This is a genomic window from Isoptericola sp. Y581, assembly GCF_059445475.1.
In genome coordinates this window covers 13,846-29,833 of record NZ_JCAIUK010000012.1, presented here as the reverse complement: position 1 = coordinate 29,833, position 15,988 = coordinate 13,846, and the positions used below count along the sequence as shown (strand labels likewise).

Sequence of the window (15,988 nt, the reverse complement as noted above, 5' to 3'; positions counted from 1 at the left end):
TGGTCACGACGCGACGGCGAGCGGCTCGTCGACGTCGACCAGGATGCGGTCGCCGTCCACGGTCACCGGGTAGACCGGCACGGGCTGCGTCGCGGGGAGCTGCACCGGCTTGCCGGAGCGCAGGTCGAACTGCGAGCCGTGCAGCCAGCACTCGACGAGGCAGCCCTCGACCTCCCCGTCGGACAGGGAGACCTGTCCGTGCGAGCAGATGTCGGAGATGGCGTGCCAGCCGCCGTCGGCGTCGCGGACGACGGCGACCGGGACCGGCCCCCCGTCCGCGCCGTCGAGCTCCACGAGCATGGCCTCCTCGGGGGCGAGGTCGTCGGCCATGCAGGCAAGCTGGGAGGTCATCGCAGGGTCACACCGCCTCTGCCGGCACCGCCGGCGCTGTCGGCTCAGTCGGCTCAGTCGGCGCGACGCCGGTGATGGCGCTCATCGACTTCTCCAGCTCGGCCTCGATCGAGGCGAGCAGCCGCTCCTCGACCGACGCGACACCGATCTGCTCGATCAGCTCTGCGAAGAAGCCGCGCACCACGAGCCGACGGGCGTCGACCTCCGGGATGCCACGCGCCATGAGGTAGAAGAGCTGCTCGTCGTCGAACCGGCCGGTGGCGGACGCGTGGCCCGCGCCGGCGATCTCGCCGGTCTCGATCTCCAGGTTCGGCACCGAGTCGGCGCGGGCGCCGTCCGTGAGCACGAGGTTGCGGTTCAGCTCGTAGGTGTCGGTGCCGGCCGCCTCGGCCTGGATCAGCACGTCCCCGACCCACACCACGTGGGCTCCGGCACCCTGCAGGGCGCCCTTGTAGGCGACGCGCGACTTGCAGTTCGGCACGGCGTGGTCGACGAAGAGCCGGTGCTCCTGGTGCTGGTCGGCGTCGGCGAAGTACAGCCCGACCATCTCGACCTCGCCACCCTCGCCGGTGAACGTCGCGTCCGGCGTGAGTCGCACGACGTCGCCGCCGAACGTCACGACGACGTGCTTGAGCTTTGCGTCGCGGCCGATGCGGGCCCGGTGGCTGGAGGCGTGCACCGCCCCGTCGGCCCAGTCCTGCACGGTGACGAGCGTAAGGTGCGCGCCGTCGTCGACGACGACCTCGACGGTCTGGGTGAGCGTCGCGTCGCCGCGGTGGTCGATGACGACGACGCCTTCGGCGTGGTGCTCCGCGTGGACCAGGAGGTGCTGCGCGGTGGCGTCCTTGGTGACGCCCTCGATGCGCACGGACGTCACGTCGGTCGCGACGGCCTCCGCCGGGATGGTGATGACGGTCGCCTCTGCGGCCGAGTTCCACGCCGTGACCGCGGTGCGGTCCCCCGGCTTCCCGGCGGTGCCCAGGCGGGCGTCGTCGTGCGCGACGATCTCGACCTTGACCTCGGGCGCCTCGACGACCGTGGTCAGGACGCCGCCGGCGCCCAGGTCCTCGGCGAACAGCGGCCGCAACCGCGCGACGGGCGAGAAGCGCCATTCCTCCTCGCGCCCTGAGGGCACGGGGATGTCGGCGAGGTCGAACGAGGTCACGCGCTCGGCGCGCGAGCCCTGCGGCACGACACCCTGCCCGAAGGCGTGGGAGTGGGCGCCGTCGGCAACGGCACGCGAGTGGTCAGTAGTGATGGGCTGTGCAGTCATTTAGCCGACGGACCCTTCCATCTGCAGCTCGATGAGGCGGTTGAGCTCGAGGGCGTACTCCATGGGCAGCTCGCGCGCGATGGGCTCGACGAACCCGCGCACGATCATGGCCATCGCCTCGGTCTCCTCCATGCCTCGGGACATGAGGTAGAACAGCTGGTCCTCGCTCACCCGCGAGACCGTCGCCTCGTGCCCCATGGACACGTCGTCCTCGCGGACGTCGACGTACGGGTAGGTGTCGGACCGGGAGATCTGGTCGACCAGCAGCGCGTCGCACAGCACCGTCGACGCCGAGTGCTCGGCGCCCTCGAGCACCTGCACCAGGCCGCGGTACGACGTACGGCCGCCGGCGCGGGCCACCGACTTGCTCACGATGGAGCTCGACGTGCGGGGCGCGGCGTGCACCATCTTGGCGCCCGCGTCCTGGTGCTGGCCCTCGCCCGCGAAGGCGATGGACAGCGTCTCGCCCTTGGCGTGCTCGCCCAGCAGGTAGATCGCCGGGTACTTCATCGTGACCTTGGAGCCGATGTTGCCGTCGACCCACTCCATGGTGGCGCCCTCGGCGGCCGTGGCGCGCTTGGTCACCAGGTTGTACACGTTGTTCGACCAGTTCTGGATGGTCGTGTAGCGCACGCGGGCGTTCTTCTTCACGATGATCTCGACGACGGCCGAGTGCAACGAGTCGGAGGAGTAGATCGGGGCGGTGCAGCCCTCCACGTAGTGCACGTAGGAGCCCTCGTCCGCGATGATCAGCGTCCGCTCGAACTGGCCCATGTTCTCGGTGTTGATCCGGAAGTAGGCCTGCAGCGGGATCTCCACGTGCACGCCCGGCGGCACGTAGACGAACGACCCGCCGGACCAGACGGCCGAGTTCAGCGCGGCGAACTTGTTGTCACCGGCCGGGATCACCGTGCCGAAGTACTCCTGGAACAGCTCAGGGTGCTCGCGCAGCGCGGTGTCGGTGTCGAGGAAGATGACGCCCTGCTTCTCGAGCTCCTCGTTGATCTGGTGGTAGACGACCTCGGACTCGTACTGCGCGGCGACACCGGCGACGAGGCGCTGCTTCTCCGCCTCGGGGATGCCGAGCCTGTCGTACGTCTCCTTGATGTCCTCGGGCAGGTCATCCCAGGACGTGGCCTGCTTCTCCGTGGAGCGCACGAAGTACTTGATCCGGTCGAAGTCGATCCCGGTGAGGTCCGCGCCCCAGTTCGGCATCGGCTTCTTGCCGAACAGGCGCAGCGCCTTGAGGCGCAGCTTCCGCATCCACTCGGGCTCGTCCTTCAGCTCCGAGATGTTCTTGACGACGTCCTCGTTCAGGCCGCGCTGCGCGGCCTCGCCGGCGGCGTCGTCGTCGTGCCAGCCGAACTGGTACGCACCGATCGAGTCGATGATCTCTTCATCGGACCGCTTGTCGGTGCTCTGATCCGGTGCCGTCTGGGCGGCGTCCTGGGTGGGAGCGCTCATCGTGTTCCTTCCTGCGGGCCGCCGCGGCGGACCGCGGGGGTGGGGAGTCCGTGGATGGTCGAGGGAATGATCGACGGGATGGTCGGGGTGCCCGGGCCGGGCGTGGCCGGCTGTCCCACGGGCACGTTGGTCACGCACGCGTGGGCTCCGCCGGCGATCGTCGCGAGGCGCTGGACATGGGTGCCGAGAAGCTCGGAGAACGCCTTGGCCTCGGCCTCGCAGAGCTCGGAGAACTCCTCGGCGACGTGCTGCACCGGGCAGTGGCCCTGGCACAGCTGGACGGTCGGGAGCAGCGGCCCGGCGACCGGTCGCACCGAGGCCGCGTAGCCGTCGGCGGACAGCAGGCCGGCAAGCTGGCCGGCACGCTCCTGCGGGTCGGTGGCGGTGAGGCGCGGGGCGTACCGCCGCACTACCGCGTCGTACCGGTCGGACGCGAACCGCGCCACCGCGTCCGGGCCGCCGGCGTCGCGGAGGTAGCGCATGACCTGCGCCGCCAGCTCGGAGTAGCCGCCCGACAGGTCCGACTGGCCGCGAGCGCTGACGACGTACCGCCGGGCCGGGCGGCCGCGGCGGCCCGACGCCGGTCCGCCGTCGTGTACCGCGATGGTGTCGTCGTCCTCGAGGCAGGCCAGGTGGCGGCGCACCGCGGCGGAGGTGAGGCCGAGACGGTCGGCGAGCTCGCCCGCGGTCACAGGGCCCTGGCCGGCGACGAGCTCCAGCACGCGGCGCCGCGTGGTGCCGTCGTGGTCGGAGGTCCCGTCGAGCGTGCGCGTGTCAGGACGCCCGGGCACTCGACGCTCCGTGCCGTGCTCCGTGCTGGATACGGTGCTGGTCGACATGCGCTCACCCCCGTCCGGCTCCTGGATCAACCGGGGGCACAACTCTCCCCGGCGACGTCGTCGATATAGGTAACATCCTTGTTGCGTAATCCAGGATGTCAAGCAAGGCATGCCTCACCCGGCTCGCTTGACGGGCCTCTCGCGGGCCGGCTGTCGCCAACGTCACGTCGGAGACGTCGGTCATTCGGTGTCGTCGACGACCCGCCCCTCGATCACCTCGCCCGGGCGGGGCCCGCGAGCGCCCGACCCGAACTTCCGCATCCGCAGCCCGAGCACGATCAGCGCGATGCCGATGGCCACCGCGAAGGCGCCGATGATCACCGACATCGCGGCGATGGTGCCGCCCGGGTTGGTGAAGCAGACGACCGCCAGCGCCACCAGGAGCAGCCCCGTGATCAGGCTCCACACCCACGTCGCTCCCCCGCGCCGACGCAGCGCGGGCACCACGAACAGCTGCAGCAGGCCGAAGGCGAGCGCCCACACGGCCACCAGCACCAGCACCACGCCCAGCGCGAGCTGCGGCAGGAAGAGCAGGACGGCGCCGAAGACGAGCGCCACGATGCCGATGCCCAGGTTCGCCGACCCCGCCTGGCTGCCCCGGCGGCGCAGCCCGTCGACGATGCTGATCAGCCCGTCCACGACGACGAAGATGCCGAACACCTGCACCAGCAGGCCCGGGGTCTTGTCGGGCAGGAGGATCGCGAGCAGGCCGAAGAGCAGGGTCAGCACGCCACGCACGAACGGCCAGTACCAGAGCCGGCGCGCGAGGGCGGCGGCGTCGGGCGTGGCGAACACGTTGTACGTCATGGCTGCTCCTGATCTTCGTGCCGGTGCTTCCTGCCGGCCGGCGGGTCCGTAGAATCTTCCGGTGCCCACCTCGATCGCGCCATCCGGTGCGGACGGCGCCGCGTCGCCCGCCCGCCCTGCCGAGGACCTGCGCGCCGGCGGCGCCGACGCGGCCGTCCACGTGCACGGTCTCGTCAAACGGTACGGCGGGCGCGACGTCGTCGCAGGTCTGGACCTCACCGCGGACGCCGGCGCCGTGACGGCCGTGCTCGGGCCGAACGGCGCGGGCAAGACCACCGCCGTGGAGTGCTGCGAGGGGCTGCGGGTGCCGGACGGCGGCACCGTGCGGGTCCTCGGACTCGACCCGGTCGCGGACGCCCGCGCGCTGCGCCCGCGGGTGGGCGTCATGCTGCAGGACGGCGGCCTGCCCACGGGCGCCCGCGCGGGCGAGGTGCTGCGGCACGTCGCCGCGATGTACGCCGCCCCCCGCGACGTCGACGAGCTGGGCGAGCGGCTCGGCATCGGCTCCTTCACACGCACGACCGTGCGCCGCCTGTCCGGCGGCCAGCGCCAGCGCCTCGCCCTCGCGGCCGCGGTGGTCGGGCGCCCGAAGGTCGTGTTCCTCGACGAGCCCACCGCCGGGATGGACCCGCAGAGCCGCCACGCCGTCTGGGAGCTGGTGCGGGAGCTCCGCGACGAGGGCGCGGCCGTGGTCCTGACCACGCACCTCATGGACGAGGCGGAGGACCTGGCCGACCGCGTCCACGTGGTCGACAAGGGGCACGTCATCGCGTCGGGCAGCGTCCCCGAGCTGCTCGCGACCGACGCGCAGGGCGACCGCACCCTGCGGTTCGACGCCGTCGCGGACCTGGACCGGGCCGCGATCGCGGCCGCGCTGGCCGGGGCCGGCGGGCCGAGCGGGCCGAGCGGGCCGAGCGGGCCGAGTGACGCATGGGTCGTGACGGAGCCGCAGCCCGGCTCCTACGTCGCCACGGGCCCTGCCGGGCCGCGGGCGGTCGCGGCGCTCGCGGCCTGGCTCGCCGACCACGACGTCCTCGCGAGCCGCCTCACCGTGGGGCGCCGCACGCTGGAGGACGTCTTCCTCGACCTGACGGGACGCCACCTGCGATGACCACCTCCCCCGCCGCCGACCCCGCCGCGTCCGCCCGCCCGCCCGGCGCGCCCTTGGCCGCCCCCGCCCGGAGCCGCGTGCTCGCGCAGGCCGGCTTCGAGACCCGCGCGATCCTGCGCAACGGCGAGCAGCTTCTGGTGACGATCGTGCTGCCGGTACTGGTCCTGCTCGGGCTGACCCGCACGAGCGTCATCGGGATCGACACCGGCGGCCTGGACCGGATCGACTTCGTGACGCCCGGGGTCCTCGCGCTCGCGTGCGTGTCCACGGCCTTCACCTCGCAGGCGATCGCGACCGCGTTCGACCGCCGCAACGGCGTGCTGCGCCTCCTCGCAACCACCCCGCTGGGCCGCGGCGGCCTGCTCGCCGGCAAGCTCCTGGGCGTGCTGGCCGTCGAGTTCGTGCAGGTCGTGGTGGTCGGCGCGGTCGCCCTGTCGCTCGGCTGGCAGCCCGCGGCGGCGGGGATCCTTCCCGCGATCGGCGTCGGGCTCCTCGGGACGGCGGCCTTCACCGCGCTCGCGCTGCTGCTGGCCGGCACGCTCCGCGCCGAGGGCGTGCTCGCCGTCGCGAACCTCGTGCTCGTGCTCCTCGTGGTCGGCGGCGGCTTGCTCGTGCCGCCCGACCAGCTGCCCGGTGCGCTCGCGCACCTCGCGACGTTCCTACCGTCGGGCGCGCTGGGCGAGGCGATGCGCGGCGCGCTGCTCGGCACGGGCGTGCCCGTGCTCGCCGTCGTGGTGCTCGCCGCCTGGACGGCGCTGCTGGCATGGGCCGCAGCCCGGTTCTTCCGCTGGCAGTGACGACGGCTCGGCCCGGCCGCGGACCCGGGCCAAGGTCACACTCCAGGGTGCCCGGGAGCGGCAGGGGGGCCTGGAACGGGGCGATAACGTAGAGCCCGTGACCTCGCCGAGTCCTGCCGTGCGCCCCGCCAACGACGCCGCCCCGGGCGCCACGACCGATCGCCTCGCCCGGTTCCGTCCCTGGACCCGCGGCGCGTTGCTGGCGAACGTCATCGGCCAGATCCTCATCATCGGCACCGGCGGCGCCGTGCGCCTCACCGACTCCGGCCTCGGCTGCTCGACCTGGCCGAACTGCGAGCCCGGACAGTTCACCCCCGCGTTCCACCAGGCGTCGACCATCCACCCGTACATCGAGTTCGGGAACCGCACCCTGGCGTTCGTGCTCGGCATCATCGGCCTCCTGGTCCTCCTGCTCGTGTGCACCGACCGGAGCCGGACCCGGTCGTACCGTGCGCTCGGGGTCGTACCGCTGGTCGGCGTCGTGGCCCAGGCGGTGATCGGCGGCGTCGTCGTCCTGCTCGACCTGCACCCCGGCTGGGTCTCGCTGCACTTCGGCGTCTCCGCCGCGCTCGTGTGGTTCAGCGCCTACCTGCTGAACCGGCACGGCGAGGGGGACGCACCGCCCGCGCCGGTCGGCCCCCGTTCGGTGAGCACCGTGGGAGCCCTGCTCGGCCTGCTGCTGATCCCCGTCGTCACGCTGGGGGTGCTCGTCACGGGTGCCGGGCCGCACTCGGGTGACACCGAGGTCGGCTATCGGCTGGCGCTCGACCCGCTGACCGTCACCCGCGCGCACTCGGCGACGGTCTGGCTGTTCCTGATCACGCTCCTGGTGCTCCTGGTGCTCCTGTATCGCGCCCGGGGCGACGACCGGATCCTGCGCGCCCGGCGCGGCGCCTGGCTGCTGCTCGGGGTCGCCCTCGCGCAGGGGCTCATCGGCTACGTGCAGTACTTCACCGGCCTGCCCGAGATCCTCGTGGGGGCCCACCTGGTCGGCGCGGGATGCCTCACCTGGGCCACCGCGAACGCCGTGCTGCGCCTGCGCACCCGCTGAGCGGCGCCGCCGCCACGCAGCGCCGCGCTAGCGTGCTGGCATGCGTATCGAGGTCGACGGCCGCCCCGCGACGGCCCAGCAGGTCGCGACCACCTACGGGCACTTCACCGCCATGCAGGTCCGCGGCGGCGGCGTGCAGGGCCTGGAGCACCACCTGCGGAGGCTCGACGCCGCGCACCGCGAGATCTTCGACGCCACGCTCGACGACGACCGCGTGCGCCGGCTCGTGCGGCACGCGCTCGCCGGGCAGGCCGACGCATCCGGCGGGTCGTGCTGCGGGACCCGGTCCGCGTCGCCGTCCAGGTCGACGACCTGCACCGCCCGCCCGCCGCGGCGCAGCGCCTACGCTCCGTGCCGTACCTGCGACCGTTCGCACACCTCAAGCACCTGGGCGGCTTCGCCCAGGTCCAGTGGGCGCGGTGCGTGGAGCGGGAGGGGTACGACGACGCCCTCCTCACCGGCCACGACGGCGCCGTGGCCGAGTCGTCGATCGCGAACATCGGGTTCGTCGACCCGGACGGCGGCGTCGTGTGGCCCGCCGCCCCGCACCTGCGCGGCACCGGCCTGGCGCTGGTCGAGGAGACGACGACGAGCCGGACGCGGCCGGTCCACCTCCGCGACGTGACCGGGTTCGCCGGCGCCTTCCTCGTGAACTCGATCGGGATCGTGGCGGTCGCGTCGGTCGACGGAGCGGCCCTGCCCGACGCCGCCGCCCACGTCGACGCGATCCGCCGCCGGGTGGCAGCCCTGCCCTGGGACCCGGTCTAGGCCCGGCTCCCCTTCGGACCCGCGGTCGGCACGATCGTCAGAACCCGGCGATCCCCGGAGCGAGCTCGGCGAGGAGGCGGGGGTCGCGCAGGCGCCGCTCGACGTCGGCGCGGCGGCGGGTGACCTCGGGCCCAGGGGCCAACAGGTTCTCCTGAGCGGAGCTGAACGACACGGTGCGTCGCGCCGCACCTGCACGGCGCGTGGCCCAGTCGTCGAGCACGCTCTCGGTCCCCTGCTCGCCGACGACGTCGGCGAGCAGGGGACCGAGCTCGCCGACGTCGAGGAGCCCGGCGTTCAGCGCCAGGGCGCCGTACCCGGTGAAGACGTGCGCGGCATCTCCGGCGAGCACGACGCGGCCGCGACGGAAGGTATCGGCCACCCGTGCGTTGCGGCTCAGCGTGCGGCGCAGCTGGTATGGACCGGGGCCGGCCGGCGCCGTGAGGCCCACCTCGAAGCCCAGGACGCGGGCCACGCTCTCCCGCAGCTCGGCGATCGTCATCGGGGCGTCGCCGTCGACCTCCGGCGGATCCCACTCCTGGGTGCTGACGACGTGCGGCCCCCGGCCGAAGGCGCCGAAGGTGACGACGCCGCCCGGGGTGCGATGGGTCAGGAACGGACGCAGGGAACGGCTCCCGTCGACGTGGTGCCCCGAGCCGGCGGGGACGCGCAGGCGACCCGTCGACGTGAGGGTCTCGCGCGGGACGACCACGTGCCCGTGCCGGGTGACGACGTCGCCCCGTGTGGCGCCGGAGAACCCGATGCCGGCGGCCTTGCGAACCGTGCTGTGCGCGCCGTCGCACCCCACCACGTAGGCAGCGCGGAGCGCGGAAGACGCACCGCCCTCCTGCAGGTGCACCATCACCCCGTCCGCGCCCTCGTCCAGGTGCGTGACGGTGACTCCTCGCCGGACCTCGGCACCGTGACGCGTCGCGCTGGCCCCGAGCACGATCTCGAGGCGCCGCTGCGGGACGGGCAGCACGTAGACGGGGTTGTCGGCGAGCCTGCGCAGCGGGAGCCGGAAGCCGGCGTAGCCGAAGGACGGTGCGGGCCGGGGCCTGTGGCCCAGGTTCCCCGTGCCCGCTCGACGCCACCAACCTCCCCATGTGCCGTCTCCGCGGGCGAGGTCGCGGTACAGGCCGCGGTCCGCCAGCAACCGGACGGACCGCCCCACGATCCCGTTGGCGCGCGGCAGGTCGTCGGGCTCGTCGCGCGACTCGAGCACGACGACGCCCACGCCGCGCTCGGCAAGGTCGGCGGCAAGGAAGAGGCCGGTCGGCCCAGCACCCACGACGACGACATCGGTCTCATCGGGTCGAGCAGGAGAAGTCATGCAGTCAACTTAGGTTGACGTCGCTGCCGCGTCAACCCTGGTTGACGGATGATGCCGGAATCGGCCCCGGGGGGTCCTCTCCGTGAGGCGCAGCGGGGGTCCCGGCACCGTGACGGTGGCGGGCGAGCGTGTGACAGCGCCGTGACAGCCGGCTGGGAGCGGCGACGCGCACGGTGAGGTCATGACCACCACCGCGATCGAGGCCCACGGCCTCGTCAAGACCTTCGGCGACAACCGCGCCGTGGACGGTGTCGACCTCTCCGTCGCCACCGGCACCGTCTACGGCGTCCTCGGCCCCAACGGCGCCGGGAAGACCACCACGATCAGCATGCTTGCGACGCTGCTGCGCCCCGACGCCGGCACGGCCACGATCTTCGGCCACGACGTCTCGCGCGAGCCGTTCGTCGTGCGCCAGCTCATCGGCGTGACCGGCCAGTACGCCTCCGTGGACGAGACGCTCAGCGCGACCGAGAACCTCGTGCTGTTCTGCCGCCTCAACGGGGTGCGCGGTGCGGCCGCCACACGCCGCACCCGCGACCTGCTCGAGGAGTTCAACCTCACCGACGCCGCGTCGCGGCCGCTGAAGAACTTCTCCGGGGGCATGCGCCGCCGGCTCGACCTGGCGGCAAGCCTCATCGCCCAGCCGCCCCTGCTGTTCCTGGACGAGCCCACCACGGGCCTCGACCCGCGCACCCGCGCGCAGATGTGGGAGACCATCCGCCGCCTGGTCGCGACGGGCTCCACCGTCCTGCTCACCACGCAGTACCTCGACGAGGCCGACCAGCTCGCCGACCGCATCGCCGTGATCGACCGCGGACGGGTGGTCGCCGAGGGCACGGGCGACGAGCTCAAGTCGTCCGTGGGCCAGCAGTCCCTGCAGCTCACCCTCGTACGCCCCGAGGACTCCCCCACCGCCCTCGAGGCCGTCCGGGACGTCCTCGGTGTCCCCGCCACCCCGTCCTCGGAGGCGCGCCGGCTCACCGTGCCCGTCGCCGACCCGGCCCGCGTCACGGACCTGTTGGTCCACCTGCGCACCGCCGGCGTCGACCTCGACGGACTGTCGATGGACAAGCCGACCCTCGACGAGGTGTTCCTGACCCTGACCGGCCACAACGCGACCGACCAGTCCACGACCGACCGGGCCGCCGCCGGCTCCCCCGAGCTCGAGGAGATCTCCGCATGACCACGCTCACCTCCGTCCCCACGGCGCCCACCCCGCCCGGCGGGCGCATCGTCCCCGGTGCCGAACGCACGCTCCGCAACCGCGTCGGCCTCGGGCAGGCCGTCTCCGACTCGCTGGCCATGGCACGGCGCGGGCTCATCAAGATCCGGCGCACCCCCGAGCAGCTCATCGACGTCACGATCCAGCCGATCATCTTCACGCTGATGTTCACGTACATCTTCGGCGGCGCCATCTCCGGCAGCATCGCGGCCTACCTGCCGGTCATCATCCCCGGCATCCTCGTGCAGACCGTCATCACGGCGTCGGCCGTCACCGGCACCCAGCTGCGCGAGGACATGGACAAGGGCGTGTTCGACCGGTTCCGGTCCCTGCCCATCGCCCGCATCGCCCCGCTCGCCGGCGCCCTCGTCGCCGACCTGATCCGCTACCTCATCGCCACGACCCTGACGATCGTCATGGGCCTGGTCATGGGCTGGCGCCCGGGCGGCGGGGTGGGCGGCGTGCTGCTCGCCGGCCTGCTCGTCATCGTCTGCGCCTGGTCGCTGAGCTGGATCTTCGCGTTCTTCGGCGTCATCGGGCGGTCCGCGTCGTCGGTGCAGGGCATCTCGTTCCTGATCCTCTTTCCGCTGACCTTCCTGTCCAACGCCTTCGTGCCCGTCGACACGATGCCCGGCTGGCTGCAGGGCTTCGTCAACGTCAACCCGGTGTCGCACCTGGTGACCGCCGTGCGAGACCTGGCCGGCACCGGCTCCGTGACCGGCCAGGTCGGGATCGCGCTGCTCAGCTGCGCCGCGGTGGTGGCGATCTTCGCCCCGCTGGCCGTGCGCAGCTACATGAAGAAGGCCTGAACCGGCCCGTCCGTCCCGCCGTGCTCCTGGTCGGCCTCCTGCGCGAGGCGGGCCAGGAGCACGTCCGCGCGCCCGACCAGCTCGTCGGGTGCCAGGGCCGCGACCCGGCGGTCCGCGTCCGCCAGGGCGTCGGCAGCGTCGGCGCCCGACGCCGTCACGGCGTCCCGCAGTGGTCCCCGCCGCAGGGACGGCAGGTCCTGACGCGCGCCGAGCCGGTCCGCGAGTGCCAGGAGCTCCGCCCCGGCCGCGACGCGCCCGGCCGCGACGATGCCCGCCGGCCCGACGGCCATGCACGCCCAGAACGCGACGCCGACCGACGAGGTCGCCATCACCGGGCGGTCGACGTATCCGCGCCCCGCGCCCCGCACGCCGCGGCCCACGTCGACGATGCGGCGCACGAGTCCGCCGTCGCCGTCGACGCCGGCCAGCACCCGTCGCACGAGCGTGGACGACGCCAGCATCAGGAACCACGGCGCGGCGTCTCCTCGCGGCTGGCCGGGGCCGAACGACTCGACCGCCTGCGTCAGGTGTGCGAGCGCCACGTCGCGGTCCCCCCGCGACCACGCCAGCTCGCCCCGCCCGAGCTCGACCACCGCGGCCGTCTCGGACGGCCTCGACCCCTGCCGCCCGCCGAGCGAGGCGGCCATGGACGCCAGGACGCCCTCGGCGGTCCGGGCATCCCCGAGCGTCAGCGACGCGCTCAGCTCGATCCACTCGACCTGCCGCAGTATCTCCTCGGCGCCGATCGCGCCCACCCTGTCCCTCGCCGCCGCCACCCAGCGCAACGCGTCCGCAGCATCCCCGCACTCGGCGACGAACGACGCGACCACCATCGCGGTCATCGCGGTGGCCGCGACGTCGTCGAGGCGCAGCGCGACCTCGTGCGCCGCGACGGCGAGCTCGACGCCCCGGGCGAGCTCGCCGTCGTTCTCCCGCTGCTGAGCCTCGAACATGTACCCGATCAGTGCGGTGTACCCGTCGTCGGACCCCTGCAGCCGCGTGAGGACGCCGGCGGCCTCCTCTGGTGACCGTGCGAGGACGAGGCCGGAGAGCGCACGGGTGCGCGACCCGACGGCGCGGCTCGTCCGCAGGAGCCGGCGCAGGCGCCCCAGCGGCCGGGCCGCCGCGCCGGGGAGCCCGAAGATCGACGACGCGGCGATCACCTCGAGCGCGATCGCCGTGGCGTCCGCGTCCTGGTCCTGGACCTCCCAGCCGACGAGCGAGTCCAGCACCACGGGGACCAGGCCCAGCACTCGATCCTCGGCCCCGCGGACCGCCCAGCTGCCGAGGAGCGCGACGAAGCCGTGCACGACGACGTCCCGCCGTCGCAGGTCGATGGCGCGACGCACGGCGAACAGGAGGTTCTCCTGCTCGCGGCCGAGCTCGGCCACGGCCTCGCGCTGCTCGGGTGACAACATGCGCGAGGCGCACCGTCGCGCGACGGTCGACGACCACCCGAGCACCGCGTCGTCCGCGACCGTCTCCTCACGGGCGGCCGCGAGGCGCAGCAGCCCGAACTCACGCACGGTCTCGACCATGCGATAGCGCGCGGCGCCGTCGGCCTCCTCGACCCGCACGAGGGACTGCAGCACGAGCGCGGCGACGTCGTCGTCCACCTGCCACCCGGGCACGTCCGGTAGCAGGGCCCGCGCTGCGTCCGCCGAGAAGCCGTCCGGGAGCACCGCGGCCCGGCGCCACAGGGTCTGCTGATCCGTGGTGAGCAGGTTCCAGCTCCAGTCGAGCACCGCCTCGAGCGTGCGATGCCGATCCGGCACAGAGCGGTCGTGCACCCTCAGGAGGGCGAAGCGCTCGACGAGCCTGGCCTCGACCTCCGCGACGCTCAGGGTGCGCACGCGCGCCGCCGCGAGCTCGATCGCCAGCGGCAGGCCGTCGAGCCGCTCGCAGAGCCTGGCCACCGCCTCGCGCTCGAGCAGGGCGTCGGGGCGCACGGCACGGGCCCGCTCGACGAACAGGCGCACGGCTGGCCCGCCGTCCTCGTCGCCGGGGTCGGAGCCCAGCGGGGCCGGCACGTACGTGGCCTCCTCGTCGAGCAGCAGCGGGGTCCGGCTGGTGGCGACCACCCGCAGCCGCGGCGACACGCCCAGCAGCGTCCCTGCCCACCGGGCGGCGCCCTCCACGACGTGCTCGCAGTTGTCCAGGACCACCAGCGCGTCCGCGTCCCGCAGCCTGGCGGCCACCTGGCTCGCCAGGTCTCCGGCCTGGAGCCGGTCGGCAAGCCGCAGGGTGCCAGCGCCCGGGGCGACTCCCAGGGCGTCCGCGAGCGCCAGGACGACGTCCTCGTCGGAGCGCACCCCGACCAGCTCCACCACGGTCACGAGCCCGGTGTCGTCCACGGCCCGTCGGGCGACCTCCTGCGCGAGCCGCGTCTTGCCCAGGCCACCCGGGCCCAGGATCGTCACCAGGCGGGCCGCGCCCAGCGCGTCCCGCACGGCGCGGACGTCGGCCTCCCGGCCGAGCAGAGCCGTGGTGTAGCTCCGCAGGCCGCGGGCGAGACCGCCGGGCGTCGACGGCCGACCTCGGCCGGCATCGGGTCCCGGGCGCGACGGGTTCGACGCGGAGGGAGCCACGTCGTCGGGGCCCGGGTGCTCGCCGGCGGCGGCGAGGCACTCGTAGAGTGCCGCCGTCGCCGGGCCGGGCTCGCTGCCGAGCTCGCGCACGAGCACCGACCGGAGCCGGGTGTAGACGCGCAGCGCCTCCGCGCGGCGCCCCAGACCGTCGAGCGCGCCCATGAGCGCGCGGGCCGCGTCCTCGTCCACGGGATCGGCGGCGAGGTCCGCGCCGGCCAGCTCCGCGACGACGGCGTGCTCGCCGGCCGCCTCGGCGGCGTCCCGGCGCACCACCCGCAGCTCGGCGTGCCAGCGCTCCGCCGCCGCCCGGAGCTCCCGGGCCACGCCCTCGAGGTCGCCGCCCTCGAGGTCTCCCCCGGGCGCCCCCGACCATTGCGCCAGGGCCTCGTCGGCCGCGGCCGACGCCGCGGGAGCGTCCCCCGCGACGAGCGCCCGGCGCGCGACGGCCAATCGGTCGCGCACGAGGTCCAGGTCGGAGGTGACCCCCAACGCATACCCGGCCTCGGTCGCGCGCACGGCGTCGCGACCCGCCACCGAGCGCAGCCGCGAGACGAGGTTCTGCAGCGCTGCCCGGGGGTCGGCGGGCAGCGTACCCTGCCAGAGCCGTTCGACCAGCGCGGTCGTCGGGACCCCGGAGTGCCCGGCCAGCGCGAGCAGCACCACCAACGCGGCCGACCGCGCGCCCCGGGGCGCGCGCACCGCACGGTCCGACCCCGCATTGGCCGGCCCAGCGCCGTCAGACCCAGCGCCGTCCGGCCCCGCGACACGCACCGGGCCGAGCACCCGCACCGCCGGCACCCGCACCGCGGCCACGGCCGACGTCGACGCGGCGTCGCTCACGGCGCTGTCGTCAGGACCGGGAGACCGGCGGGCGTCACGCACGTCTGTGGAGCCTACCCGCAGGTCACCCGCCGTGCCGCGAGGGCCACGGGGCGGCGGCCGGGCGCAGCGACTCCCAGCCGCCGGCGCGGCTCGCGGCCGCCGCAAGGATCCCCACGACCGCCGACGGGTTGTGCAGGCTGCCGTCCAGGACCAGCGCCACGGCCTCGTCCAGCGGGACGCGCCGCAGCTCGATCCCGGCCTCCTCACCGGTGCGGGTGTGGCGGGCCTCCGCCGACACCTCGCCCAGGCCGCGGGCCAGGAAGATGCGGACCGCCTCGTCGCTGCTGCCGGGGGACGTCGTGTAGTCCGCGAGGACGGCCCACCGCGAGGCGGTCGCGTCTGCCTCCTCGGCGAGCTCGCGCGCCGCGGCGTCGACGGCGGGCTCGCCGTCGACGTCGAGCAGCCCGGCCGGAACCTCCCACATCTGCGACCGCACGGGGTGGCGGTACTGGCGCAGCAGGAGCACGCGGTCGTCGTCGTCGAGCGCGACGATCGCCACGGCGCCCGGGTGCACGAGGTAGTCGCGCGTCACCGTGCCCGCGTCCCCGAGGTCGACGTCGTCGCGCACCAGGTCGAAGATCCGGCCGTGGTGCAGCAGCTCGTGCCCCAGCACGGGACGCGGTGCGACCTCGTCGGCGACGAGCTCGTCGACGTGGTCGTCGAGCTGGTCGTCGAGCTGGTCGTCGACGTGGTCGT

At 74.1% G+C, this 15,988-nt stretch carries 14 protein-coding genes; 6 read left to right on the top strand and 8 right to left on the bottom strand.

Going from position 1 to position 15,988, the window contains the following annotated elements; all coding sequences use genetic code 11:
* Window positions 1-3: 3 nt before the first annotated feature.
* The 5 genes from AC1C2W_RS18885 to AC1C2W_RS18865 all read right to left on the bottom strand — a co-directional run bounded on the left by AC1C2W_RS18885 (window position 4) and on the right by AC1C2W_RS18865 (window position 4,734).
* Window positions 4-351, bottom strand: coding sequence for a non-heme iron oxygenase ferredoxin subunit (locus AC1C2W_RS18885; protein WP_495391214.1), 348 nt, complete (start codon window positions 349-351; stop codon window positions 4-6).
* Window positions 352-358: 7 nt separating this feature from the next.
* The gene (gene sufD, locus AC1C2W_RS18880) at window positions 359-1,624 is read right to left on the bottom strand and encodes a Fe-S cluster assembly protein SufD (protein WP_495391213.1); all 1,266 of its coding nucleotides are present in this window, start codon (window positions 1,622-1,624) and stop codon (window positions 359-361) included.
* Window positions 1,625-3,088 (bottom strand): Fe-S cluster assembly protein SufB, encoded by a 1,464-nt coding sequence (gene sufB, locus AC1C2W_RS18875; RefSeq protein ID WP_495413994.1) that lies wholly within the window; start codon window positions 3,086-3,088, stop codon window positions 1,625-1,627.
* Window positions 3,085-3,927, bottom strand: coding sequence for a helix-turn-helix transcriptional regulator (locus AC1C2W_RS18870; protein WP_495413993.1), 843 nt, complete (start codon window positions 3,925-3,927; stop codon window positions 3,085-3,087). Before AC1C2W_RS18870 ends, sufB begins: the two co-directional genes overlap by 4 nt.
* 180 nt (window positions 3,928-4,107) lie before the next feature.
* Window positions 4,108-4,734: an HdeD family acid-resistance protein gene (locus AC1C2W_RS18865; protein WP_495413992.1), complete on the bottom strand. Its 627-nt coding sequence runs from the start codon at window positions 4,732-4,734 to the stop codon at window positions 4,108-4,110.
* Window positions 4,735-4,795: 61 nt separating this feature from the next.
* Between AC1C2W_RS18865 and AC1C2W_RS18860 the strand changes: the two genes are divergently transcribed.
* The 4 genes from AC1C2W_RS18860 (at window position 4,796) to AC1C2W_RS18845 (ending at window position 8,461) form a co-directional block, all read left to right on the top strand.
* The gene (locus tag AC1C2W_RS18860) at window positions 4,796-5,845 is read left to right on the top strand and encodes an ABC transporter ATP-binding protein (RefSeq protein WP_495413991.1); all 1,050 of its coding nucleotides are present in this window, start codon (window positions 4,796-4,798) and stop codon (window positions 5,843-5,845) included.
* On the top strand, window positions 5,842-6,642 hold the full coding sequence (locus AC1C2W_RS18855; protein ID WP_495413990.1) for an ABC transporter permease: 801 nt from the start codon (window positions 5,842-5,844) through the stop codon (window positions 6,640-6,642). The genes AC1C2W_RS18860 and AC1C2W_RS18855 overlap by 4 nt, the downstream gene beginning before the upstream one ends.
* 97 nt (window positions 6,643-6,739) lie before the next feature.
* Window positions 6,740-7,693: a COX15/CtaA family protein gene (locus tag AC1C2W_RS18850; protein WP_495391207.1), complete on the top strand. Its 954-nt coding sequence runs from the start codon at window positions 6,740-6,742 to the stop codon at window positions 7,691-7,693.
* A gap of 270 nt (window positions 7,694-7,963) precedes the next feature.
* Window positions 7,964-8,461, top strand: a complete 498-nt coding sequence (locus AC1C2W_RS18845) for an aminotransferase class IV (RefSeq protein ID WP_495413989.1) — start codon at window positions 7,964-7,966, stop codon at window positions 8,459-8,461.
* Window positions 8,462-8,498: 37 nt separating this feature from the next.
* Here the strand turns inward: AC1C2W_RS18845 and AC1C2W_RS18840 are convergent, their stop codons facing one another.
* Window positions 8,499-9,791: an FAD-dependent oxidoreductase gene (locus AC1C2W_RS18840; RefSeq protein WP_495413988.1), complete on the bottom strand. Its 1,293-nt coding sequence runs from the start codon at window positions 9,789-9,791 to the stop codon at window positions 8,499-8,501.
* A gap of 181 nt (window positions 9,792-9,972) precedes the next feature.
* On the opposite strand from AC1C2W_RS18840, the gene AC1C2W_RS18835 reads away from it, so the two are divergent.
* Window positions 9,973-10,974 carry an ATP-binding cassette domain-containing protein gene (locus AC1C2W_RS18835; RefSeq protein ID WP_495413987.1) on the top strand — a complete coding sequence of 334 codons (1,002 nt, stop codon included), beginning with the start codon at window positions 9,973-9,975 and terminating at the stop codon, window positions 10,972-10,974.
* Window positions 10,971-11,822: an ABC transporter permease gene (locus AC1C2W_RS18830; RefSeq protein ID WP_495413986.1), complete on the top strand. Its 852-nt coding sequence runs from the start codon at window positions 10,971-10,973 to the stop codon at window positions 11,820-11,822. The genes AC1C2W_RS18835 and AC1C2W_RS18830 overlap by 4 nt, the downstream gene beginning before the upstream one ends.
* On the opposite strand, the gene AC1C2W_RS18825 is transcribed toward AC1C2W_RS18830, so the two are convergent.
* On the bottom strand, window positions 11,804-15,250 hold the full coding sequence (locus AC1C2W_RS18825; RefSeq protein WP_495413985.1) for an ATP-binding protein: 3,447 nt from the start codon (window positions 15,248-15,250) through the stop codon (window positions 11,804-11,806). The two genes, AC1C2W_RS18830 and AC1C2W_RS18825, sit on opposite strands and share 19 nt — an antisense overlap.
* A 64-nt stretch (window positions 15,251-15,314) precedes the next feature.
* Window positions 15,315-15,905, bottom strand: coding sequence for an NUDIX domain-containing protein (locus AC1C2W_RS18820; RefSeq protein ID WP_495414023.1), 591 nt, complete (start codon window positions 15,903-15,905; stop codon window positions 15,315-15,317).
* Between the last annotated feature and the right edge of the window lie 83 nt (window positions 15,906-15,988).

What these genes read in the sequence shown, in the direction of transcription:
- AC1C2W_RS18885 (WP_495391214.1), bottom strand. Translation starts at nt 351, where the DNA reads ATGACCTCCCAGCTTGCCTGCATGGCCGACGACCTCGCCCCCGAGGAG.
- sufD (WP_495391213.1), bottom strand. Translation starts at nt 1,624, where the DNA reads ATGACTGCACAGCCCATCACTACTGACCACTCGCGTGCCGTTGCCGAC.
- sufB (WP_495413994.1), bottom strand. Translation starts at nt 3,088, where the DNA reads ATGAGCGCTCCCACCCAGGACGCCGCCCAGACGGCACCGGATCAGAGC.
- AC1C2W_RS18870 (WP_495413993.1), bottom strand. Translation starts at nt 3,927, where the DNA reads ATGTCGACCAGCACCGTATCCAGCACGGAGCACGGCACGGAGCGTCGA.
- AC1C2W_RS18865 (WP_495413992.1), bottom strand. Translation starts at nt 4,734, where the DNA reads ATGACGTACAACGTGTTCGCCACGCCCGACGCCGCCGCCCTCGCGCGC.
- AC1C2W_RS18855 (WP_495413990.1), top strand. Translation starts at nt 5,842, where the DNA reads ATGACCACCTCCCCCGCCGCCGACCCCGCCGCGTCCGCCCGCCCGCCC.
- AC1C2W_RS18840 (WP_495413988.1), bottom strand. Translation starts at nt 9,791, where the DNA reads ATGACTTCTCCTGCTCGACCCGATGAGACCGATGTCGTCGTCGTGGGT.
- AC1C2W_RS18835 (WP_495413987.1), top strand. Translation starts at nt 9,973, where the DNA reads ATGACCACCACCGCGATCGAGGCCCACGGCCTCGTCAAGACCTTCGGC.
- AC1C2W_RS18830 (WP_495413986.1), top strand. Translation starts at nt 10,971, where the DNA reads ATGACCACGCTCACCTCCGTCCCCACGGCGCCCACCCCGCCCGGCGGG.